We start from the raw sequence: 23,650 nt of genomic DNA, 5'->3' as shown, positions 1-23,650 counted from the left end.
ATGACCTATGAGCAACCGGAACTTTTTCCATAAAACCAAGCGGGGAAACCCGCATTCTGTGCAGACGCAAGGCAAAGCCCGTCTGTCCTACGAAATCCTTTCTGCCATTGCTGCAGCTGGCATGCTGGTCAATCCCTATGCGGCGCTGGCAGCTACGAACATTACTGATGGCAGCGGCAATGCTTACAAAGCAAATAACAATGGCGCCTACGATATTGCAGCCCAAAAACGGAACGGCAGCAACGCCATCAATAAATTTCAAAAATTCCAGTTGGGACAAAATGATATAGCCAACCTGTATTTCCATACTGCGGAAACCCCGAATACAGAAGCGGGAAACTTGATCAACTTTGTGGATACCCGTATTGATATTAACGGTACGCTGAACTCCATCCACAACGCGCAAATCGGGGGCAACCTCTATTTCCTGAGCCCCAATGGTATGGCGGTGGGCAAAACTGGTGTCATCAACACAGGCTCCCTGTATGTGATGACTCCCGCCAGCGGGTCTGCGGAGGAAATGACCTACGAAGGCCTGCAAAAACGCTTTGACGGAACAATGCAGGAAAGTGAGGCTGCTGAGCTGCTGGCCAATATCCAGTCGGGGAATCTGGCCATTCCTCTGAATCCCAGCGGTACCATTACGGTCCTGGGTACCGTCAACGCCACCAATAACGTGAAAATGTACGCTCCCCGCATTGCCGTGGGCAAGAATATCTCAGGGGAAACCCTGGGCGACACGGCTGCAGACGGTCTGGAAACGGGCGCTGCCATCAACACGGGCGTGACGGATTTCACCAATGTGGTGAAGCTTACAGCTGCTCAGAAGACGGCTGCCGGCCTGGAAAACAAGGGCCTAAAAGTAACGGCTGAAGCGGGCAGCGGAGACCTGGTCCTGGCAGCCAAAGCCGAATACGAAAATGTAGCAGACGCAGAATTTGCCGAAAGCGGCAAAAACCTGGGTCTTGCTTCTGCGCCCAAAACCATTACTGCCAGCGTGGATAGCTATGGGACATTAAACGCAGCCGGCAGCGTGGAACTGAAGGCAGAAGCCTCTAATGGCAATTACGATGAGGCCAAGGCGGAGGCAGACGCAGCTGTAGACGCCGGCACCAGCTTTGGGGACGACACGGTAATCGCAGACGTTACCAGCGGCTATGCCAAGACTATAGCCAATGTCAACGTACAAGGCAATATTACGGCAGCAGAAGACGTCACCCTTACCGCCAGCGCCAACAATACATATGTGGATACGGGAGATTCTGTGGCTGGGAAGGCAGAAGAATATGCCAGTTATGTCCTGGCAGAAGGGGCCGACGTGGCTCTCCTGGAAAACCAGGCTGCTATTACCCTAGGCAGCGGCGCCCAGGTACAGGGCAAACACGTGAACGTCACCGCCGATGCCCAGACAGAAGCTGTTATCGGCGTGGAAGCAGAAGGCAAGAAGGCCAGCCAAAACATTTCGGCTTTGATTCCTTCTGCAGCGGTGAACTATGCCCAGGTCAAGAATACGGCACAGGTCACTGTGGACGGAACGCTGACCGCAACTGGTGCAGATACCACCACGACCGATGAAGAAAACAAAACCGTCACTAATCCTGCCCTTCAGGTAACGGCCAACGCTGCCTCTTCTGTGACCAATGAAGCCTCTATCAAGGTGGAAAGCGGGGAAGGTGAAGAAGGCGAAGCCTCTACTGGGGCTCCCCTGATGGTGGCTGCTGTCACGGTGACCAACCATGAAAATAACGCCAACGTGGCCATTAACGGCACCCTGGATTCGCAAGGGGGCAGCGTGGGCGTCAGCGCAGCAGCTGAGAATACGTTAAGCTCAAAAGCCGAGTCCGAAGCACCGAACGAATCTGCCGGCAGCACGGCCGTTGACGTGGTGAACCATAACAGCAAGGCCAACGTGGACGTACAGGGAACTGTCAAGGGCAATCAGAACGTGGATATTGCGGCGAAGAATACCCTGAAATCCAATAGTCACCAGGCCAACAATGCTGCCGGGGAAGCCAAAGAAAGAGAGAAAACCCAGCTGGAAAACAAGTATGGGGGTTATATAGAACAGCTGAAGGAAATCAAGGACTTTTCTCTCCAGGATGAGGTTGCCGGAAAAATCATTGACCTGTTCTCCAGTAAGGATGCCAAGAACGAAGGCACCTCTCTGGCTGATACTATCGCTGACAACATTACGGCCGGGGCTGCGGTGGTCTACGCAGATGAAACCAATACGGCAGCCGTCAACTTAGGCAAGAACTCTGTAACTGAAGCCAAACTTGGCAATCTGACGGCGAAAGCCGATGCGACCATAGAAGACACCAAGCTCACTGCAGCCGGCACGTCCAACACCTTTGGCAAAGACGAAACCACCGCGAAACCCAATGTGGCTTCGGTGGGCTTTGTCTACGACAAGCTGAACCAGTCGGCCCAGGTTACGGTGGAAGACGGTGGTGCAAAGCTTACCGCCGGCAAGGACCTGACCCTCCAAAGCAGCGCCGAAATGGAATATAACCGCATCAACCGGATGAAAGCGGACCTGGAAGACAGCCTTGCCAAGCTGAAATTTGCCCTGACAAAACTCCCGGCAACCCTTTCTGCGGAATCTACGGCCGTAAAGACTGCGGCAGAAGATCTGCAAAGCTCTTTAACGGCTTACCAAGATGAGTTTGACAGTGCAGCAGCCAACGTCACTGCCGAAGGCATCAACGAGGAAAGCACCTGGCAGAAGCTGGCTGACCTTTCCAGCTCTGCGGCGGACGTACTGGCTAAGTCTGCCGACCTGCTGACCGCAGTGAAGACGGCTGGCTCGGATGTGGCAGACGATGTGAAGGGCCTGTTTACCAGCGCCTCGGAAGCCGTCGACAGTGCTGCCGCCTTTAAGGAACCCACGAACTACGCCAACGTATCGGCTTCGGCCCAGTCCCTGGGGGACCAGGATACCCAGCGTACCCTGGCCGGCGCCATTACCCTGTCCAATATTGACTTTGCCAGCAGCGTCACCGTGGGCCAAAATGCGGTGCTTACGGCGGCTGACAACCTGAATCTGAAGGCTGTAGAAAAAATTGAAGATGTAAATATCAATGGTAAACTCAATGCCTCTACGTCTGCTTCTGACACTGGAACTAGCGGCGGTGCAACAGGTACTGACCTGGGCAGCGCAGCAGCAGGTGCAGGTGCCGCCACGGGCACGGCTGCCAAGAAAACGGGAACCGGCGTGGGCGACAGCTTCAATTACCAAAACTTTGATTCCAGCGCTTTGGTCAGGGTTGAGCAAGGGGCGGAACTCACGGGCGGGGACCTGAACCTCACCAGCGACTCTGACGTTTTCCATGCGGGCATTACGCTTTCCGCCGGCAAGAAAGCTGCCAGCAACAGCCTGAGCGGTATGGTCTCTGTTACGGACAGCGACAGCAACAACCAGGTCCTGGTGGACAAGGATGCCAAGCTTACGGCCTTAAAGGACAGTGGCGGCAGCACCGGCACCATTTCTCTGGCCGGCCACAACAATACCAACGTGAATAATGCCATTCTCGCCCTGGCCTCCAGCACGGGAAGCGCCGCCGTGGGCATGTCCGTCGCCGTGAACAACATTGACGTGACCAACCGGGCAGCCATCGAGGATCTGGATACGGCAGCAGCGGCTCCCGCTACGGCCGGTTCCATCAGCGCCGCAGCTCTCAACGTCAGCGCCGAAACCACTGGCCTTATCAATACCATTACGGTAGCCGGCGGGGCTACCTCCAGCGAAAGCTCGACCACCCAGCCCACCAATGCCATTGACAACACCGGGGGAAACACCGGTGCCCTTTCCAGCGCCATTCCCGATGCAATCGGCGAAAGCTTAGACAGTATTTCTGGGGTCAGCGAAGACCTGACGGATGCCTTGGAAAGCGCCGGTGAAAACCAGGGAGGTACAGCCGGAGCTTCTGGCAGCGCAGAAGGCGAAAGCACGACCCCGACGGCGGAAGCCTCGCCCCTTACGGGCACGGCGGCGACCGGCCAGACAGGTACCAGCGGCAGCAAGAAGTCGTCCCTCAGCCTTTCCGGAGCCGGCAGCGTTTCCGTCAACCTGGAAACGAATACCACCGAAGCCCTGATCGACGGGGCTAACCTCCAACTCAACAACGACGGCGACGTCCAGGTGGGTGCCCGGGATACCGCTTTCGTCGGGGCCTGGAGCGGCGGTGCAGCCCTCTCCCTGAGCAAGGGCAACAGCTCCAAGAAAAAAGTCGCCGTCAGCGGTGCGGCTGCTGTCAACAGGATTGATAACAACCTGACGGCCGCCATTAAGAACAGTACCCTGACAGGGGTCAAAGCGATGGATATTGAGGCCCTTAGCGGCGGTACTGCCGCAGCAGCTGGACTGGGCCTGTCGGTCATCAAGGATACCGGCACTAATTTCGCCGGCGGCGCTTCCGTTTCGGTGAACCTCATCGACAAGGATGTCACCGCACTGGCAGAAGACAATACTGTCACCGGGTCTGCTTCTGACAAGGCAGACCTCGATGTCACAGCCTACGAAAGCGACCTCCAGATTACCGGCGGCGTCAATGCCGACCTTACCAAAGGCGGCGGCAAGACCGTGGGCGGCAGCGTTGCCGTTGCCAATATCAACAATAATATCAACGCCGGCATTAAAGGCGGTACCTATACCAATGTGAACACTGCCAAGGTGGAAAGCCTTCTGGCCACCAAACAGATTACGGGGGCCGTTTCTGCCGGGGTTGCCGTTGGCGGCGACCAGACCGATGGCAGCTCCAACGGGGCCTTTACCGGTGCCTTCGTCTACAACGGCCTGACCAACAAGGCGGATGCGGCCATTACCGGCGTAAACCTTACCGCCGCAGGGAACGTTGCGGTGAAAGCACACGATACCACCAGCGGCTCCGAGGAAGCAAAGCCCTACCAGGAAAAACTGGGGGATTACTCCAAGCATCAGCAGTTTGCGGAAGACGCCGGCCTGGACACGGACGGTTCTTCCTACTATAAAGATACAGACGAAGAAGGAAATGGCCTCGACACAGCCGGTCAGACCGTCGATATGGACGATACTGGCAGCCTCAGCGTGGGCGCAGCCCTGATTATTGCCGGCTCCAACGGCAATGCCGCCGGTGCTGCCGTCAACGTGGCTGACCGGGACATCGACTTCTCGGCCCGCATCGATAACGCCACCATCCAAGCTGGCTCTATTACCACGGCCTCCGAAGCGGACAGCTTAGGCGTCGACGTGGCAGCCGGCATTGCCGCCGGTTCCCAGAGCTTTGGCGGTGCCGCCAGTGTAACCTGGCAGACCCAGAACAACGATATTCTGGCCCAGGTCAGCGACTCCACCATTACTACAGATAAGCTGGCCGTTACGGCGGACAGCAGTGCCAAAGAAGTGAACGTGGCCGGTTCCGTGGCCTATGGAGGCAAAGCCGGCATCGGCGCAGCGGTGGCCTACAACAAGCTCTCCAACCAGATTCAGGCCTACCTGGCCGGCGGTTCGGTGACGAACCTGACGGAAACGGGCGTGGACCTGGACGTTACCGCTGCCAATACAAGCAAGCTCTATGCCATCGGAGCTACGGTAGCAGCCAGCAAGAGCGCCGGCCTCAGCGGTACGGCAGCCATCAACCACGGCGGCAGCGATACAGAAGCCGTCATCGGTGAAGCTGAAGATGCAGACGGCAAGACCGTCACTAAGGAAAAGACGACTCTCACGAACATTGCCGATACCAACGTCGAAGCCACCAGCAGCGATACCCGGCTGGCCGTGGTGGGCAACGTAGATATAGCAGGGAAAGTCGCCCTGGGCGGCGCTGTAGCCTATAACGATGTGGGCGGCGCCGGTACAGGCGAAGCCGGGCAGAAGACCCGTGCCGCTATGGTAAACGCTGCCCTTACGACCACCGATGCAGGAAAGGCATCTCTCCATGCGGCTGACACCTCCAAGCTGACCACCATCGGTGTGGGCGTGGGCGGTGCCGGCAAAGTGGCCATCCAAGGCGGCGCAGCTACCGCATTGGTCAACAAGGACATTACGGCAGAAGTAAAGAACTCGACCATCCAGGCTGCAGAGGGAGGCACAACAAGCGACGTCTCCGTTACAGCCGACAGCAAGAGTACCATCAATACCGTTGCCGTCGCCGCAGCCGGCAGTGGTACCTTCGCCGGCGGGGCCGGGGTCAGCGTCAACCGCATCAAGCAGGCTACGACAGCTGCCATTACGGGCGGCAGCCAGATTACCGATACGGATACCCTGGTGCAGGCCACGGGCAACAATGATATCACCTCCGCCGGTATCGGCGCAGCCGCAGCCGGTAACGTTGGCATCGCCGGCAACGTGGCCGTCAACCAGATCGGCAATGATGTGCAGGCTAGCGTTGCGGACAGTACCCTGACAAGTACCGGCAACATCGGCGTCCTGGCCAATGGCCGGGAAAAGCTGGGCAACTACGCCGGTGCCCTCGGTGTCAGCGCATTTAAAGGCGGCGCCGGTATCGGCGTCAGCGTCAGCAGCAACGAAATCACAGGCAATACAGCCGCCACAGTAACAGGCAGCACCCTCCAAGCGGCTGGCAAAAATGATGAGAGCATAGCTCTCACGCAGACCATGGACGATACCGGCGTCCAGACATCGGTGACGAAAGACGAGCAGGTCATCACTGATGCACGCAAGGGCATTGTCACCGCCGCCTATGGCCAGCATGATTTAGAGAGCGTCGCCGTTACCGGTGGTATCGCCGCATCGGGCAGCGTGTCCGTTGGCGCAGCCGGCACAGTTACGCTGAATAAGCTGGGCGGCAGCACGAAAGCTGTCGTAACCAATACCACCATCAATGAAACCCGCACGGCTGACGCAAACGATGACGTCACCGTCAAGGCCATCGACCGCACGAACAGCGAAAGCCACGTAGGCTCCCTGAGCATAGGGGTTGGCGCTACGGGTGGTGCCGGCGTAGCCGGTGCGTCCGATACGCTGGCCTTCAGCCGCACGACCCAGGCCGAACTCTCCGGCAATGTGTCTAATCCGGACAGCCTCCAGAATAAGACCGTCAACGGCCGAAATATCGACGTCACTGCCGACCAGAAGTCCAGCGTCGTCACCAACGCCGACGGTCTCTCCATCTCCGGTGGCGGCACAGCCGCTGCTTCGGCAGCAGCCACTGTAGCTGTTACGAAATTAAACGGCACGACCCAGGCCGTCGTCAAAAACATTACCAGCACCAATGACAAGCTAAATGTAACAGCCCTGCATGATCATCATACGACCCTCTACAGTGCTTCCGCTGCAGCTTCTGGCGCTCCTGTCGGTGTCGCTATCGGCGCCGGCATCGGCATCGTCAACGATGACTTCACTACGTCGGCCCTCGTCGACAACAGCACCAGCCTGAGCAGTACCGCCACCAGCGTCAACGCCGACAGCACCACCGACGTGGATACGTACGTCATCGGTACAGCCGCTTCCGTTGGTGCCGCCGGTGCGACCATTGGCGTCAATAACATCAATAGCACGACCACAGCCGAAGTCAATAACAGCACCATCGGCAAGGCCGGTACTATTACGCCGGACGTCAGCGTCGACGCCCATAATAAGGTGACGACGAACTTCGGCGCTGCCACCTCCAGCGCCGGTGCAGCAGCCATCGGGGTCGGCGTGGGTATCAACACCGTCGACACAGGGACCCTGGCTAAGGTTACCAATAGCACCGTCAACGCCAAGACTGCCGCTGTCACCTCCCGGGAAGAACTGGACGTGGACCAGACTATGGCAGGTGCCACCTTAGGCGGCTTCGGTCTCAATACCAATGTCATGGTCACCACCATTGGCACCCAGGTAGCCGATTCCTACGGCAGCGATGCTGATAAGAGCGGCAAAGTGGATACCAAGAGCATCCTCGCAAACGCCAATAACGCCATCGGTTCCCAAAATAATAATCTCACGAGCGGCTCGAACCTCATCAGCAGCGATGCGGGAGTCACTGTCAGCAATAACTCCGGCGTCAGCGCCAAAACCGGCGTGACAACGCCTGCTGCAGGCACGCAGACACTCGTCGATAACAGTACCATCACCACCAGTGACGCTCTCACCATCAGCGCAGACCGGCAAACCGATGCCACGCTTACCGCTGCTGCTGCAACTGTGGCCGGGGTCAGCGGCGCCAACGTGACGGTGGCCACTCTGGATGCCAAGAAAGACGCAGGTGTCACCATTTCCGGCAAGAGTGTCCTTTCCTCTGCCAAGGACCTGACCGTCCAGGCCAAACAGCACGGCACAACCGCCGTTAAAGCCTACCAGGCAGCCCTGTCCGGCGGTCTCAGCGTGAACGCAGCCTTTGCCCAAAGCAAATCCAGCGGTGCCACCAACGTCACCCTTTCGGACAGCAGCCTCTTAGGCGGCGTAGGCGGGGCCATTAACGAAGAAACTGGTGAAGCCTACGGGGCGACCATCCTCGCTGAAGACACCGGCAAGACCACCAGCGATGTTGTCGGCCTCACGGTCTCCCTTGGCGCCGCCGGCGGTGCCCTGATTACCAACGCAGAAAACGACAGCAGCACCAAGGTTACCATCAACCAGGCCTCTACGATTGCCAGCACCGGCGCCACCAGTGTGACAGCCAATAAGGCCAATGGGATTTCCGCCAGCACCCTTGGCGGGGCCCTTGGGGCAGGGGCTCTTCAGGGCATTGTCGCTTATGCAGAAGATAAGGGAAATAGCGCGATTACCCTGACAGGCGCCAATAAGCTTGGCGGCGACAGCATTTCTATCCTGGCTAAAGGTGCGCCCAACGTTACTGCCGATGCAGAGGCTTTAAGCGGCGCTCTGCTGGGTGCCGTTGGTGCCTCCCTCGCCACGGCCAAAGCCGGGGGAGAAGTCAGCCTCAGCGTAGGCGACGGCTCCACCTTCAGTGGCAAAAACGTCACCTTAGGCGCTGCCGCAGGCCAGCAAACTGGCACTGACGATACCGCCCAGGCCAATGCCAAGGCAAACGCCGTGGGTCTCTCCGCAGCCCTGGGCGGATCCTTCCAAGCCAACGTGGCTGATGCGTCCCAGAACACGGCCGTTATGGTCAGCGTTGGCAAGAGCAGCTACAAGGCAGATACCCTGGCTATTTCTGGCACGAACTCGTCGGCGCTTGACGCCGACGCCAAAGGCGTCACGGTGGGCACCATTGCCAGCGGTGAAAATATCTCTCAAATGACCGGCAGCCTGACCACCAACGTCAGTGCCTCCGGTACAGCTGACGGCAGCAGCCTGGGCAGCGTCACTCTCCGCAGCAGCGGCTATGGCAACCTGGCTAATAATGCCAGCGGTGCCGGCGGCGGGCTGGTGGAAATCAGCCCAACAGCAGCCGAAGCGGATACGACCTTTACCACCAATACCCAGACCAACGTGAACGGCTCCTGGCAGGCCGGTTCCCTGACGGCCTCGGCTACCAACAGCGATGACGTAGATGCCACAGCCGACTCCCTGTCCGCTGCTGTCATCGGCGCCAGCGGCACGAAAATGACCACCAAGGTCAGCCATACGGCCAAAACCAACGTGGCCGGCACCGTTACTACCACAGGGGCCCAGAACTACACGGCCGTCAATACCGTGGACCACGACGTGAACCTCAAGGGCAGCGGCTACGGCGGCGCTTCCGTGAACGCCAACTCCATGGAAAATACCCTGAACTACACGGCTCAGGTCAATCTGAACGAAGGAACGACTCTCACCGGTACCGGCGATAAGGGCACCCTGACGGCCCTGGCCGAAACCACCGGCGATATGAAATATACCAACAATCTGAAGAGCGCCGGGGTGGTGGCTGCTACCTCAGCCTACAGCAAGAATGACGTGACCTACGCCAACAGCATAAGCGCCACCAACGCTACCCTGAAGACGGGCAAAGCGGACCAGAACATTACCCTGGCCGCCACGGATACCACCAATGGTGCCTTCCAGACCGTGGCCGACACCCAGGGCGGGGTTGTAGGGGCCGCTTCTGCGGAAGCCATCAATAATTTCCACCGGTCCAACACCATCAGCCTCACCGGCGGCCTGGTGGAAAGCATGAACGACGTCAATCTCTACGCCGGCGCCGACCAGAACGGTCTGCGGTCCGTGCTCAATTACACCGCCCTGGCTGATGCTTATAACAAGACCGCTCTGCCTCTGGTGAGCAGTCCCAGCCTGGAAAACACCATGACCCAGGCCAACCAGGTACTCATCAACGGCGACGTCCGCTCTGTCCGCCATACCAATCTGAAAGCCGGACAGGGGCTGACCACAGTCTCCGAAAGCGCCCGGGAATACAACAACTACACGGGCGATTCGGGTACAGGCTCCACCACCTCTACGGCCCTGGGCAGCCATACCAGCAGTGAAACCACGGACAACTACGTGTCCCTGGGCGATACTGGTTCTGTGACGGCCGGCATCCATACGGATCTGGACCTGACCATTTCCGGACAAACGAAAGCAACTAAGGTAGATGGCAAAGCCGCCCTGGATTGGAGCGGTATTACTTCTACGGTTACCAAGGGCAGCGACTGGTTCTCTGCAGACAGTGTTAAGCCCTCCAGCGTAACCCTGCCCAATACCCTGATTGACCGCTACCGGAAACTGGCCAATGTGATCGGCCAATATGCACCGACTTCCAACGAATACCACGTATTGGAAGCAGAAATGAAAGAACTCAAGTCCCTGATGGAAACCAATGGGTTCGTTAAAAACAACGGTGCCATCCTGGATGAAATCAATGTAGCAGCCATCAACCTGCCGGACATAGTGGTTTCCGGCGGCAACATCACCATCGATGCCGATAAGGTCACCGGCACAGGCAGTCTGAAGGCCCAAGGCGTCAACGCCGTGAATATTACCAACTCCAGTGACCTCTACCTGAAGACTGGCGACGTCATCATCAAGGATAAGGGCGGCAGCCTCACCTTTAACGACAGCCTTGTAGGAAGCTCCCTGTCCGAATTTACCGGCAGCCTGTCCAGCAGCGCAGCCGCAGGGGCAGAACCGGCCATTACCATCAAGAGCACGGGCACTGCTTCTAGCTATGCCAGCCCGGATATTGGCGTGTTTGGGGATATCCTCAACAGTTCCGGCGATGTGACCATCCAGAACTCGAATCAAAATATCTATATTGTGGGCTCGGCCAACGTAACCGGCAAGAACATCCACATTGTGGCCGATAAGGGCTCCGTCACCCAGACCAGCGAAGGCTGGCTCGTTGTAGGCTCCGACCCGATTACGCGTTACCAATTCAGCGACTCCATTGCCCAAAAGATTCAGAAGTACCTGTCTAAAGGCGCAAGTAATAACTGGGATGTCTCGTGGCTTACCAGCCAGACTACCTATGATGGCTACAGAAGTGCGCTTATAACGCATGCGAAAGATTTGGAACTTAATGGGCTAGAAATTACAAAAATTGTGAATTGGAAACCGGATGAAAGTGCCGGGGTTCATGCAGGCAGCAATATCTACCTGACTGGCAAGAACGTCATCGTCGACGGCCTCGTCCAGAGCGGCTACGGCACCTACAAGACCGTTCTCACGGCGGATGACCAAAAACGCATCAATACCCTGGATAGCCAGTGGAAGCGGAACAGACGGGCCCTCACAGACGACCAGGTCATGAGCAACGAAAACTACCTGATCAACCAGGGCGGACCCCACTACAACCGTGATACCAAGCAGTGGGAATACGAAGTGAAGCTGTACTACAACCCGGCCACAGGCAAACTCCTGGCCGAAAACCTGGCTCCCTCCGGCGGCAAGATCTACATCACCGGCGCCGTGGCCAGCACCAACGGCAGCGGCCGCATCCTGGCTATGGACGGCACCCCGGACATCTCCATTGACACCACTGCTGTGGCCAAGGACCTGACCCTTCACAAAATCGAAAATAACGACATTGAAAGTCTCATCAGCATCAAAGACACCAATACCAATATGCTCACGGAGTTTACGGAAAATAACGGCTCTGTGAAGGTCAGCGTGACGCCAATCACCGGCAAGCAGGTAGTAAACAACACCAGCACCTCTAATGGCATCACCTACTACAACCCGGCACCCCAGACCCTGAAGTGGACTGGCGGTACCGCAGGCGACGTAAAAGTAACCGGCTATGGCTACGACAAAGACTTCGTTATGTGGGGCCTTATTCCGTACAATACTACAGAAGACTTCGTTACGAATAAAGAAGTCTCTCAGGGCATGACGACGACCAGCTCACAAACCCAGACTGGTGACCAGGCCCTGGCAGCCGGTCAGGTCATCACCAAGGTAGACACTGCCACGGACAAAGCCTACTCCGTGGATACGAAAGTATATACGGATCCGTACACCCAGTGGAGCGGCGTTAGCGTGGATAAAGATTACGACGGCTTCTGGGGCAAGGTCCTCGGCTACGGCACGGTACATTATCGCTGGACCGGCTCACAAAACAGCTCCACCAGCAGTACCTATTCCATCAAAGCCGATAACCCTATCCAGACCGGCTTCATTACCGGCGGCAAGGATACCATTTCCATTACGGCCAATAAGAACCTCAACCTGGCCGGGAATATTTCCTCTGCCGGCACCAGTGGCACGGTTACCCTGAATAGCAATACCGGCGGCATTACGGCTGATGGCGGCGCCAGCATCTTCACGGATACGCTCACAGCCAGCGCAGCCGGCAATATCAACCTGAACCACAGTGCCCTCGGCACAGATGCCACCTTGTCTGTGAAGAGCACCGGCGGCGACGTCACCGTCCTTTCGGATAAAGGAAATCTCAGCGTCAAGACCAGCACAGCAGCAGGCAACCTGAAGCTCCAGGCTGACGGCAACCTGACCTCGGCCAGCGGCACGACCCTTACAGGGAAACGCATCGACCTGATCAGCCGCACGGGCGCCATCAATGCCACGGCCAACGCGGCCACCAAGGCCCTCAGCGCCGATACCCTTTCGGCCAGTCTCAACGCTGACGCAGCCGGCGACATTACCCTCAAAAACACCAATGGCAACATGCGCATCGGCTCCATCGTCAGCCATAACGGCAATGTTAATCTTACCACCTCCGGCAGCTTTGAAGACGCCACCAGCGGCGGTACACTCTCCGGCAGCGGCGACAAGCTCCAGCTCTGGCAGGATATGGGCATTATCAACACGGCAGACACCGATGACAGCAAGGCTAAAGCAGCAGAAGCCGCTAAGCAGGAACGCCTGGATGCTCTTACAGGGCAGGGCAACAAGCTGGCAGCTGCTTCGAAACATACCTTGGACGATTACAACGCAGCCGCCGATACGTACGCAACTGCCGCCAAGAGTGATACGGACCTGCAAAAAGCCAAGACCACCTATGAAGATGCGGTCAAGGCCATCAAGGCGTATCAGTATGCAACCGAAGAAGACAAGCAAAAAGCCTTGCAGAAAGCTTACAATACCTACGACGCAGCCCGGAAGCGCTTCCTTGATAGCCAAGGCATTACGGGCTTCACTGGGGAAGAACAGGAATACATCATTTCTGTGGGGGATATCAAGAGCAGCAATTCCTACGGCTGGAGCAAGAATGACCTCTTGTACGCACTCCAAAGCAGCGTCCTAAATGCGCCTAAAGGAGAAGTACTTACTGTAGCTAAGGCCAACGTCCAAGGGAAGAACATTACCCTGAACGCTGCCAAGAACATCGGCAACGATGCCGAACCGGTTGTTATCAACTACGCCGACCTGACGAAGCTGGAAAACCTCCAGCTCTTGTCCCAGGCCAAGGCCGGGGATTTGACCTGGAGTGCAGCGGACCAGACCGTTACGGTACGCCAGCAGCGCCCCCTGACCCTCCAGACCACAGGCAGTGTCACCCTGCAAGCCAATACCTCCAATACCACTGGCGCCGGCAGCATTTACCTGGCCGGGGTCAAGGATTCCGCTCTGAACGTAACGGGCAATATTTCCACCACGGCTGATGTGAAGCTGATGGCGGATAAGGGCGTCACCATGGAAAGCGGCGGCATTACCGCCAAGAACCTTATCGTCACCGGCGGCAGCGGGGACATCGGCAGTGCCGCAAAGAACCTGAATACGAACCTCTCTGGTACTCTGGATGCCCGGACGTCGGGTAACCTGTATCTCCACCAGACTGGGCTCGACGGCAACGCGGCGCAGGTTCTGACCATTCAAAGCGTGGGCGGCAACCTGATTTCCCTGGCCTCTGATGCGGGCATGCAGATGACCACCGAAGAAGGCAAGAACATGGGTACCATCGACGGCCAGAACATCAACCTGACCTCGGCCAACGGTGCCCTGGGTCTTAGCACAGACGGCCTCCGCATCGCCAATAGCGGCGGCGTCCTGAACGCCAGCGCTGCAACAGACGGCCAAGGCATCTACCTGGCTGGTATAGGCTCGGGTTCGCTGGTCCTCAATCAGGTAACTGCCGGCGGCGACCTTTCCATCGACAGCAAAGGCTCCATCCAGCTGGGCCAGGAAGCTGTAGAGGCCACCGATACGACAGCGGCAGTCGACGCCATCGACAGCACCGTCAAGGCCGATAACATTACCCTGACGGCCGCAGGCTTCATCAACCTGGCCCAGGGCGAGTTGCAGGCCGGTGCCTACGATGCAGCCGGCAAGCTCTTAGCGAATACGGGCAGTGTCAACTTGAACTCCAGCGGCGTTATTACCCAGACCAGCAACCATGGCATTTTGGCCAACACCATGAATCTGGTGGCCGCAGCCGGTATCAACATGCCTAGCAATGTGCAGGGCGAAGCAGAAGACAGCCGCATCAACGCTCTGGATACGATTAATATTACCAATACGGACAAGACCAAGGACGTATACGTAGAAAACAAGAACAACAAAAATGTGACGGTGAATTTCGCAGAGGGCTCCACCGGTACCAACGTAAATATCAACAACCACGCCGATGACAAACAGACCAGCAACCTCACCGTCACCGGCAACGGAAACGCTGTCCAGGATATGGTCATCAACAACGCCAGCGGCAATGTCCACGCAGAGGGCACCCTGACGGCAGGCCGGAATCTGAGCATCACTGCCGCCACCAGCATCACCAACGATAAGGCTGTTACGGCTACCAGCGGCGCCATCAGCCTCACCGCCCAGAATGGTATCACCCAGACGGGCGCCATTACCGCCGGCACCAGCCTCACCGTAGCCAGCGAAACAGAAGGCAATCTGACCTTTACCGGAAATATTGAGAGCGGCACGGCTGCCAGCCTCAAGGCGAAGAAGGGCACCATCGCCATCGGTACGGCGCTGGTGGCAAACAACCTTACCGCCGGCACCACAGCCGCCATTAACAGCGAAGCAGGCCCCATTACCATCTACGGCAACACCCAGTCTGTAACCGGCACCACCCTCCAGACCTGCACCAGCGGTGACCTTAGCGTCAAGGGTAACCTGGACGCCACCGGCGCTGGCAACGTGAACCTGATCACTACCACCGGCAAGATTTCCGTAACCGGCAATATCAAAGCCGGTCAGGCTGTCAACGTCCGGACCACCAGCGGCAGCATCGGCATTACCGGCAGCGTCACCAGCGATGCACCGGTCAAAACCACCGAAAAGACTGAGGCCACCGAAACCACGCCGAAGAAGGCCAAACGGCTGCTTCTGGGCGAAGCCAACGAGACCCTGCCCACAACCGGCATCCACATTGACAGTACCAGCGGTACCATCACCGCCGCCGGCGACTTTACGGGCGGAACCAGCGGCGAAGCGAAGCTCATTACCCAATCGGGCGATATTATTTATAGCGGCACCCTGAGTACCGGCCAGGCAGTCCTGTTCCAGACCCAGACCGGCGATATCACTGTGGGCACCGATGAAACCGACAGTTCCCTGACGTCCACGGCGTCCACTGTTACCCTGGAAACCACGGGCAACACCACGGCAGACAAAGGGGATATTACCCTCTACGGTACTGCCGCCTCGGTAACGGGTACTACGGTGAAGACCAACTCCCTGGGCAATATCAAAATTGAAGGCAGCCTGAAGACTGTCGCTCCGGCAGAAGGTACGGAACTGGCAAAAGGCACGACCCAGAACGTTACTGTCCAGACGAGCACGGGCAATATCACCCTTGATTCTACCAGCACCACCACACCGGCCATCTCCAGCCTGGGCGATGCCGTAGTCCAGACCACCACCAGCGGCGGTATTACCGTAACTGGCGATATCACAGCCGGTAAGGCAGCGACACTCTCGGCAACGGAAGGAAATGTTAACCTCAAGGGCAAGCTGACGGCTAGCGGCGGTGCGGCCAATATCAGCGCCTCCGATACAGACGTGGATGATGAGGACGACCAGAAGGGCGACATCACCCTGACCGGTGACATCACCTCCACCACCGATGCTGCCAGCATCAGCACCAACAACGGCGCTATCAACCTCCAGGGCAACGCCAGTGCAGCCAAGGCTCTGGAAATCAAGGCCACGAACAACGGCAGCATTACCGTGGGCAAAGCTACGGAAAAAGATGGAACTAAGCATGATTACACCCTCAGCGGCGCTACGGCAGCCATTTCCACCAACACAGGCGCCATCGACCTGTACGGGCTGACGAAATCCGTTCTCGGCACGACTGTCCAGACCGGCACCGGTGACATCAATGTCCACGGCAGCCTCCAGACTGTCAAACCGGCAGCAGGTACGGAACTGGCGGAAGGTGCTACCCAGAACGTCACCGTCCAAGCTGGCACGGGTAACATCGACCTCACGGCAACCTTGACGGATACACCGGTCATCTCCAGCCTGGGCGACTCCGTAGTCCAGACCACCACCAGCGGCGGCCTCACCCTTACCGGTGACGTCACAGCCGGCAAGCTGGCAACCCTTAAGGCAGTAGAAGGAAATGTCAACCTCACAGGCGACTTCACAGCAAACGGCGGCACAGCCACCATCAGTGCCTCCGATAAAGACGTTGACAAGGTAGATGCAGCAGACGACCTCAAAGGCGACATCACCCTCACAGGCGACATCACCTCTGCCACCGATGCTGCCAGCATCAGCACCAATAACGGCGCTATCAACCTCCAAGGCAACGCTAGTGCAGCCAAGGCCCTCGAAATCAAGACTACCAACACGGGTAACATCCTCGTCGGCCAAGCTGCGGAAAAAGATGGGACTAAACACGAATTCACCCTCAGCGGCGACACGGCTACCATTTCCACCAACACAGGTGCCATCGACCTCTTCGGCCTGACGCAATCCGTTCTCGGTACGACTGTCCAGACCGGCACCGGCGACATCAATGTCCACGGCAGTCTCCAAACCGTCAAACCGGCAGCAGGTACCAAACTCGAAGCAGGCAGTACCCAAAACGTTAATGTGCTCACGGATAACGGCGACATCAGCCTGACGGCGACTCTGGATGACACGCCGGTTATCTCCAGCCAGACGAACGCCTACGTGGCAGCCAACCAGACGGGCGACGCAAAGAAAGCTGGCGACATTACCATCACCGGTGACGTCAAAGCCGCACAGAGCGCCAGCCTCGTTGCCAACGAAGGCAGCATCAAACTCACCGGCAATCTCACTGGCGCGGCAGACGACGCCATCATTCACGCCCACGATAGCAAGTCCCTGACAGACGAAGGCAACATCGTGGTAGACGGCAGCGTCACCGCCGGCGACCTCCTGAACCTGAACACGGACAACGGCACCATCACGGCCGGCACAGCGGAGAAGCATACCCTCCTGCGGGCCAGCAACACGGCTTCCGTCACAACGGACAATGGCACCATTACCCTCACAGGCAGCGTGGAATCGCCCCACGGCACCACCGTGGAAACCACCACCACCGGTGACATTACTATCACAGGCGACGTCAAGACCTGGAACCTGGGCGACAAGACCATCACCGGAACCGGCGACGTCCGCATCGCCACCAACAGCGGTGCCATCAGCCAGACCGGCGATATCCTGAGCAGCGACGACCTCACCGTCCAAACTGTCACCGGGAATATTAATCACAAAGGCCTTGTCACGGCAGCCGCTGCCGCCGACGTCCAGACCACCACCGGCGATATCCTTCAGACCGGTAACGTCCAGAGCGGCACCACCACGGACCTCCAGTCCCTGACCAAGGGCCAGGTGGAAGTCTATGGCAATATCAACAGCGGTACGGCAGCCACCCTCTACGCCAAAGACGGCAGCATTACCGTGGGCAAGCAGGGCGCTGTTAATACCATCACTGCCGGCACCACCGCTGCCATTGCCACTGGCACCGGCGACATCAACCGCTACGGTAATACCCAGTCCCAGACTGGCACCACCGTACAGGCCGGCACGAAGGGCAATATCCTCGTCGTAGGCGACCTGACCGCCGACAAGAACAACGTCCAAGTGGACACCAAGAGCGGCAGCATTGACCTCACCGGCGATGCAATCGCCAAGACGAACGACATCCTCGTCCAGTCCGAAAACGGCGCCATCAAGATGACTGGCGACCTGACAGCTGGCATCAATGTTACCGCCGACACGACAAACGGAAGCATCGACCTTACCGGCGATATTCAGAGCGGCGCAGCCACCCTGCTCCAGGCCACTAGCGGCAGCATCAGCCAGACCGGCCAGAAGATTATGGCCGGCACGAGCCTGACGGCTGCGGCCAGTGAAGGCTCCATCCGCCTCGATAGCGACATTTCCTCGCAAAACGGCGACACGACCCTGACGGCCAGCGACAGCGGCGTGGAGGCCCAGAAGGGCAACATCCTCGTCACCGGCACAACCCAGGCACTGAAAGGAAACGTAAAAGCCACGACGGACAACGGCAATATTGAATTCCAGAACACCGTCAAAGCCGATCAAAACCTCCAGACTCGCAGCGACAACGGCAATCTCCACTTCCAGAGTGATATCTGGAGCGGCAGCAGCATCAGCGGCGAAACCACCAGCCAGGGCAATCTGATCCTGGACGGCACCGCTGAGGCAGTGGAAAATATCCAACTGAAGGCCGACCAGAACGGTTCCATTATCCTGCGCAAGGACCTGACTTCCGGGCTGGACACCAGCTTTGGCACCAACAACGGAGATATTCTCTTTGCAGGGCCGACTGACGGCACGGCAGAACAGATTCGCGTAACGTCCAAGCAGGGCAATATCGCAATGACCACCACCGGCACCGGGGATATCAAGGACAGCCACCGGGAAGCAGGCGGTGACCAGGCTCTGGTTTCTGCGGACACGGGCAACATTACTATCCGGCAGGACGGCACGGACGATGTGGACCTCCAATTCCTCTATGCTCTGAAGGATGCCGGTGTGGAAGTGAAGGACGGCAGTCTGTACCTGGATACCATTGATGGCAACCTGGTAGCGGTCTTTGTCCGCAGCGGAGCTGAAGTGATGGATGTGAAACATATGACGGCCGGCACCCAGATTGCGGTAGCCGGGGCGGATATTGGCCTGGAAAATGTAAGCCAGCGTGTTGGTTCGGATGGGTTCCTTTCCATCCAGCCCGATGGTGCCAGCGCTGATGCACCTATCGAAAAACTGACCATTGGCCAACTGAGTACCAACACGGGTGCCCGTTTCGACCACCTGTGGGTGCGCAACGGCAGCATTACCGCCACCCAGGGTGAGCTCCATTTGGATAAGCTTTACGTCCTGGATCACGGGTACTTCAGCAACGGAGTGATGGACACGGAGGTCTATGGCACCACGCCTCTGCCCAACGAGGCCACCCGCAGCAGCTACTGGAACAATACGAAACTCAATGATCCTCGGAGCCAGCTGACTGCCTGGATGGATGACAGTAACCCCATTGGCCGGGACGGGGCCTGGAAATATCTCCTGTTCAACGACCGAGGCTACCGGCAGTACTCCAACGGCAATCTGCTGGAGCTGGATCCTCACTACTATGTGTACAAGGAACGCTACAGCCTGAACAACTGGATGCGCACCCAGCACGCAGCGAAGTTCATGAATTCCTGGCAGCAGGCTTTCCATCCGGGCCTGACCTATATGGAACGGTACAATCTGGTGGATTATACCCAGGCCGTTCCTGTCCAGGCTGGGGAAAATGCTGAGACTGAGGACTTCTAAGGAACAAGGCCAAGGGAAGGCAAGAGCGCCTTTGGCACAGGGTTTAAGAAAAAAAGAGTCAGTAAGGAAGAACAAAAGCAGGGTTCCCGTCCCCTTTTGGGGGGGCTGGGAATCCTGCTTTTTCCGGGAAAGGAAGCTGCCCTGTGGCCGCAGATTTGCTTGCACGGTGGTAAAATCTATAGTATAGTATTGTATTGTAAGTTAGATTGTTTATGGAGCCAAGGCTCTCTGGAAAAAGGAGTAAAACGTGAAAGCATTGATTGTTTTGTTGGTATCGGTGGCTGCCTGTGCTGGGGCCGGGGCGGCGTTTCATCAGGCGGGGCTGCAATATTTGCTGGATCCCCAGGGCTTTCTTCCGGCTCTTATGGGAGCAGGGGGCTCGGCGCTCCTGGTGACCGTGTCTTTGACGGTACTGGCTTTTGCCCTGAAGCGGTCCGGGCTGCTGCAGCGGACGTATGCAGGGGAACTGTTTGGAATCTGGCTGTTTCCTTTCTACGTGGCCAATTTCTTTCCGTCCTGGGCTATACTGTTGCGGAACTATGCGCCCCGGGTGATTTTGCTGGGCATTACCGCAGGGATTACGCTGCTGCTGTTTGGCCGGTTTGGCAAGGCGGAGCGGTAAGAGTATAGGGAAAATAGACAAATAAAAAGGAGCTGGACAAAAATGGATTTCATTTTTGTCCGGCTCCTTTTTGGGTTTATGCAATACTTTTGGAAAAACCATGTGGGAAGAAGCTTCCCACATCAGGGGAAAATGCGAAAAATGATGGAAGAAAATAGCGAAATCTTCCCTTGAAATGATTTGAAGAGAAGAAAATGGCAAAATCTTCCTAGATGAATTTTGTTAGTTGGAGTATACAGGATTTGGTGCCAGGGGGCAAGTAGAAAGCTGCTGCCAAAAAAATCCCCGCCAGCTTTAGTGCTGACGGGGATTTGGACTCACTGTATTAGGATTTTACGGCTGCGGTGTTCTTGGAAGTGCCGGCGTTAAAGAGCTCTCTGGTGCAGTTCTTTACCACCATAATGGCCAGAAACATCAGGGCCAGGGCTACTACCAGCTGGAGACCTTCCACCATTACGGCGAAGGTACCGGCCATAATCTTGGTGTAAACGCCATAGATGGACAGGCACAGGGCGCTCATGGTCACCACGAACATGAAGGTCATGGGGAAGTAGAGCATCCAGCTCTTGCGGCCGGTGGTGCGCAGGAAGACGGCCAGGCCGATGAGTACCAGTGCGGACAGCAGTTGGTTGGCAGCGCCAAACAGGGGCCAGATATTCAGGTAGCCGCCCAGGCACAGCAGGTAGCTGGGAATCAGGGTGATGATGGTGGAAACGTAGGTGTTGCTGAGGAATTTCTTCCAGGCAGGCTGTACTTCGCCGGGTTCCGGGGCCATCAGTTCCTGGATCATCATGCGGCCGATACGGGTAACGGCGTCAATGGTGGTCATGGCTAGGGCGGATACGCACATGGTCACGATGCAGGTGCTGATAAAGGGCGGGATACCAAACATGGAGAAGTAACCGCCGATGGCAGAACCGAAGATGGCAAAGGGGGTAGCTTTGGGCAGTACGCCGTTGGTTGCCACGGAGCAGGCAATAACCAGGGAAACTACGCCCAGGGTGGATTCAATCAGCATGGAACCGTAGCCAACAGGAAGCATATCCTTTTCATTGGAAATGGTCTTGGAGGAGGTTCCGGAGGATACCAGGCTGTGGAAGCCGGAAACGGCGCCGCAGGCGATGGTGATAAACAGGATGGGGAACAGGGGCCGGTTGCCTACTTCAAAAGAAGTGAAGGCGGGCATATTGATGGAGGGATTGCCTACGATGATGCCCAGAACGCCGGCCAGGATCATGCCCAGCAGCAGGAATACGCTCAGGTAGTCCCGGGGCTGAATCAGCAGCCACATGGGCAGGATGGAAGCCAGGAAGCAGTAGCCGTAGGTGACGTACAGCCAGGTGGTACGGCTGGCAAACAGGGGATGGGCAATACCGAAGCTGATCATGGCGAAAATGCAGACCAGGCCCAGCACCAGTTCCTTGGCACCGGTAATGTGGAAACGACGGGTAACAATGCCGAAAATTACGGCAACGCCGATGTACAGCATGGAGATGGAACCGGCTGCGGCGTTAGGGGCCATCAGGGCACCGTCTTTGGCAAAGCCGTTGAAGGTGCTGGCCATAATGTCGGAGAAGGCGGCGATTACCAGCAGGGAGAACAGCCAGCCAAACATCAGGAACATTTTGGCACCGGTTTTGCCCACGTATTGTTCAATGAGCTTGCCCATGGACTTGCCGTCGTTTTTGACAGAAGCATACAAGGAAGTGAAATCCTGTACTGCACCGAAGAAAATGCCGCCGATAAGAATCCATAAGAAAGCGGGAAGCCAACCAAACATAGCGGCAATAATCGGGCCAGTGACAGGGCCTGCACCTGTAATGGAAGAAAATTGATGGGCAAATACCGTAAAGCGGGAAGCGGGGGTGTAATCCTCATCATCTCGTAAACGATAAGCAGGGGTTTTTGCATTGGGGTCGATTCCCCAGGTCTTTACCAGCCAACGGCCATAGAGCAGATAGGCACAGGCAAAGATGACGATTGAAAGACATACAAGCGTTAATCCGTTCATCTTCATTCACTCCTTTGAAAAAAATAGGGCGCCTGGATAGGGGCCGCGTGTGTAGGATATAAAGCTTTATAGTTAGGTAATTTACCACCTGCACAGGCGGTTGTCAACAATTATTTGTATACTGTACACTGTTTTTCTAAAAAGTGTTATGCATTCACGGAGAGGGAAAGGAAATTGTCGAAAAATTGTCCTCTGTATAAGGAATTTTCACGAAAAAATCCCGTTTTATGTACGGTGGAGATGGACGGTAAGCAGATAACGATTCTCAATAACGTTACACTTTAAATTGTGACAAAAATGGGGAATATTTTTGTATTTTTAGCAAAGGAGTAGGAAAAGGAAGTGCCAGGCCGCAAAAAAACGCCCTGGGGGTGTGAAATACTACTTACTACCGAAAGAAAAAACGACTTGCAAGCTCAAATGAGTTCGCAAGTCGTTTTATTCTTCATAATCGTATCTAATAAACTTCCTCAGTCAGTCCTACGGACTGACGGCCCCTTAGTGGTTCGCAGCACTCCAATCAGCCGCGCCCTGCGGGCTTGCTTCTTGGGCTACTATCACATGGCTCACATTAGCCAAGAGCATTTTGATAAACTGACATGCTCTTGGATGTGAGCGCAACGCTTTGCCGGGCCAGTCTTTGGTCAATACGAGTCATGTGGTAAACGGGTATTGAAATGAAATCTCGGTATGTAAATACTAGCACTACACTTCTCTGTCACTTGACCAGTAGAGGTCTGGAACGCTTCCTGCAAGCGTTGCGGCCGCATCCAAACAGCCAGATAAATTTTGCAAGTGGCTGTTTGGTCAATAAGGCCCATGCGATAGCTGCCCAGGAATTGAGCCTGCAAGGCGATAATGAATGGCTAGCAGCGAACCGCTGTAGGAAGTGTCGCCGCCCTTTCCGCCGCACGTTGTGCGGTACCTTCCCCATAGTGGTTCGCATTGTACCAATCAGCTTCGCTCTACGAGCTTGCTTCTTGGA

3 protein-coding genes are annotated in these 23,650 nt (G+C 56.7%); 2 read left to right on the top strand and 1 reads right to left on the bottom strand.

Annotated elements, in window-relative coordinates; genetic code table 11:
• Nucleotides 1-7 precede the first annotated feature (7 nt).
• Nucleotides 8-20,032 carry a leukotoxin LktA family filamentous adhesin gene (locus tag C7E10_RS03785; protein WP_105326028.1) on the top strand — a complete coding sequence of 6,675 codons (20,025 nt, stop codon included), beginning with the start codon at nucleotides 8-10 and terminating at the stop codon, nucleotides 20,030-20,032.
• 247 nt (nucleotides 20,033-20,279) lie between these two features.
• Complete coding sequence (locus C7E10_RS03780; protein ID WP_105326027.1) at nucleotides 20,280-20,654, top strand: hypothetical protein; 375 nt, start codon at nucleotides 20,280-20,282, stop codon at nucleotides 20,652-20,654.
• A gap of 325 nt (nucleotides 20,655-20,979) precedes the next feature.
• Here C7E10_RS03780 and C7E10_RS03775 read toward each other — a convergent pair whose 3' ends face one another.
• Entirely contained in the window at nucleotides 20,980-22,665 is a 1,686-nt protein-coding gene (locus C7E10_RS03775) for a carbon starvation CstA family protein (RefSeq protein WP_105326026.1), read from the bottom strand.
• Between the last annotated feature and the right edge of the window lie 985 nt (nucleotides 22,666-23,650).

It is taken from the genome of Acidaminococcus hominis, assembly GCF_900291475.1.
GTDB lineage: Bacteria > Bacillota > Negativicutes > Acidaminococcales > Acidaminococcaceae > Acidaminococcus > Acidaminococcus hominis.
This window is presented reverse-complemented; position numbering and strand designations above follow the sequence as displayed.

Bases quoted from the DNA above. Each gene is read 5' to 3' on its own strand.
- C7E10_RS03785 (WP_105326028.1), top strand. From the start codon at position 8: ATGAGCAACCGGAACTTTTTCCATAAAACCAAGCGGGGAAACCCGCAT.
- C7E10_RS03775 (WP_105326026.1), bottom strand. From the start codon at position 22,665: ATGAACGGATTAACGCTTGTATGTCTTTCAATCGTCATCTTTGCCTGT.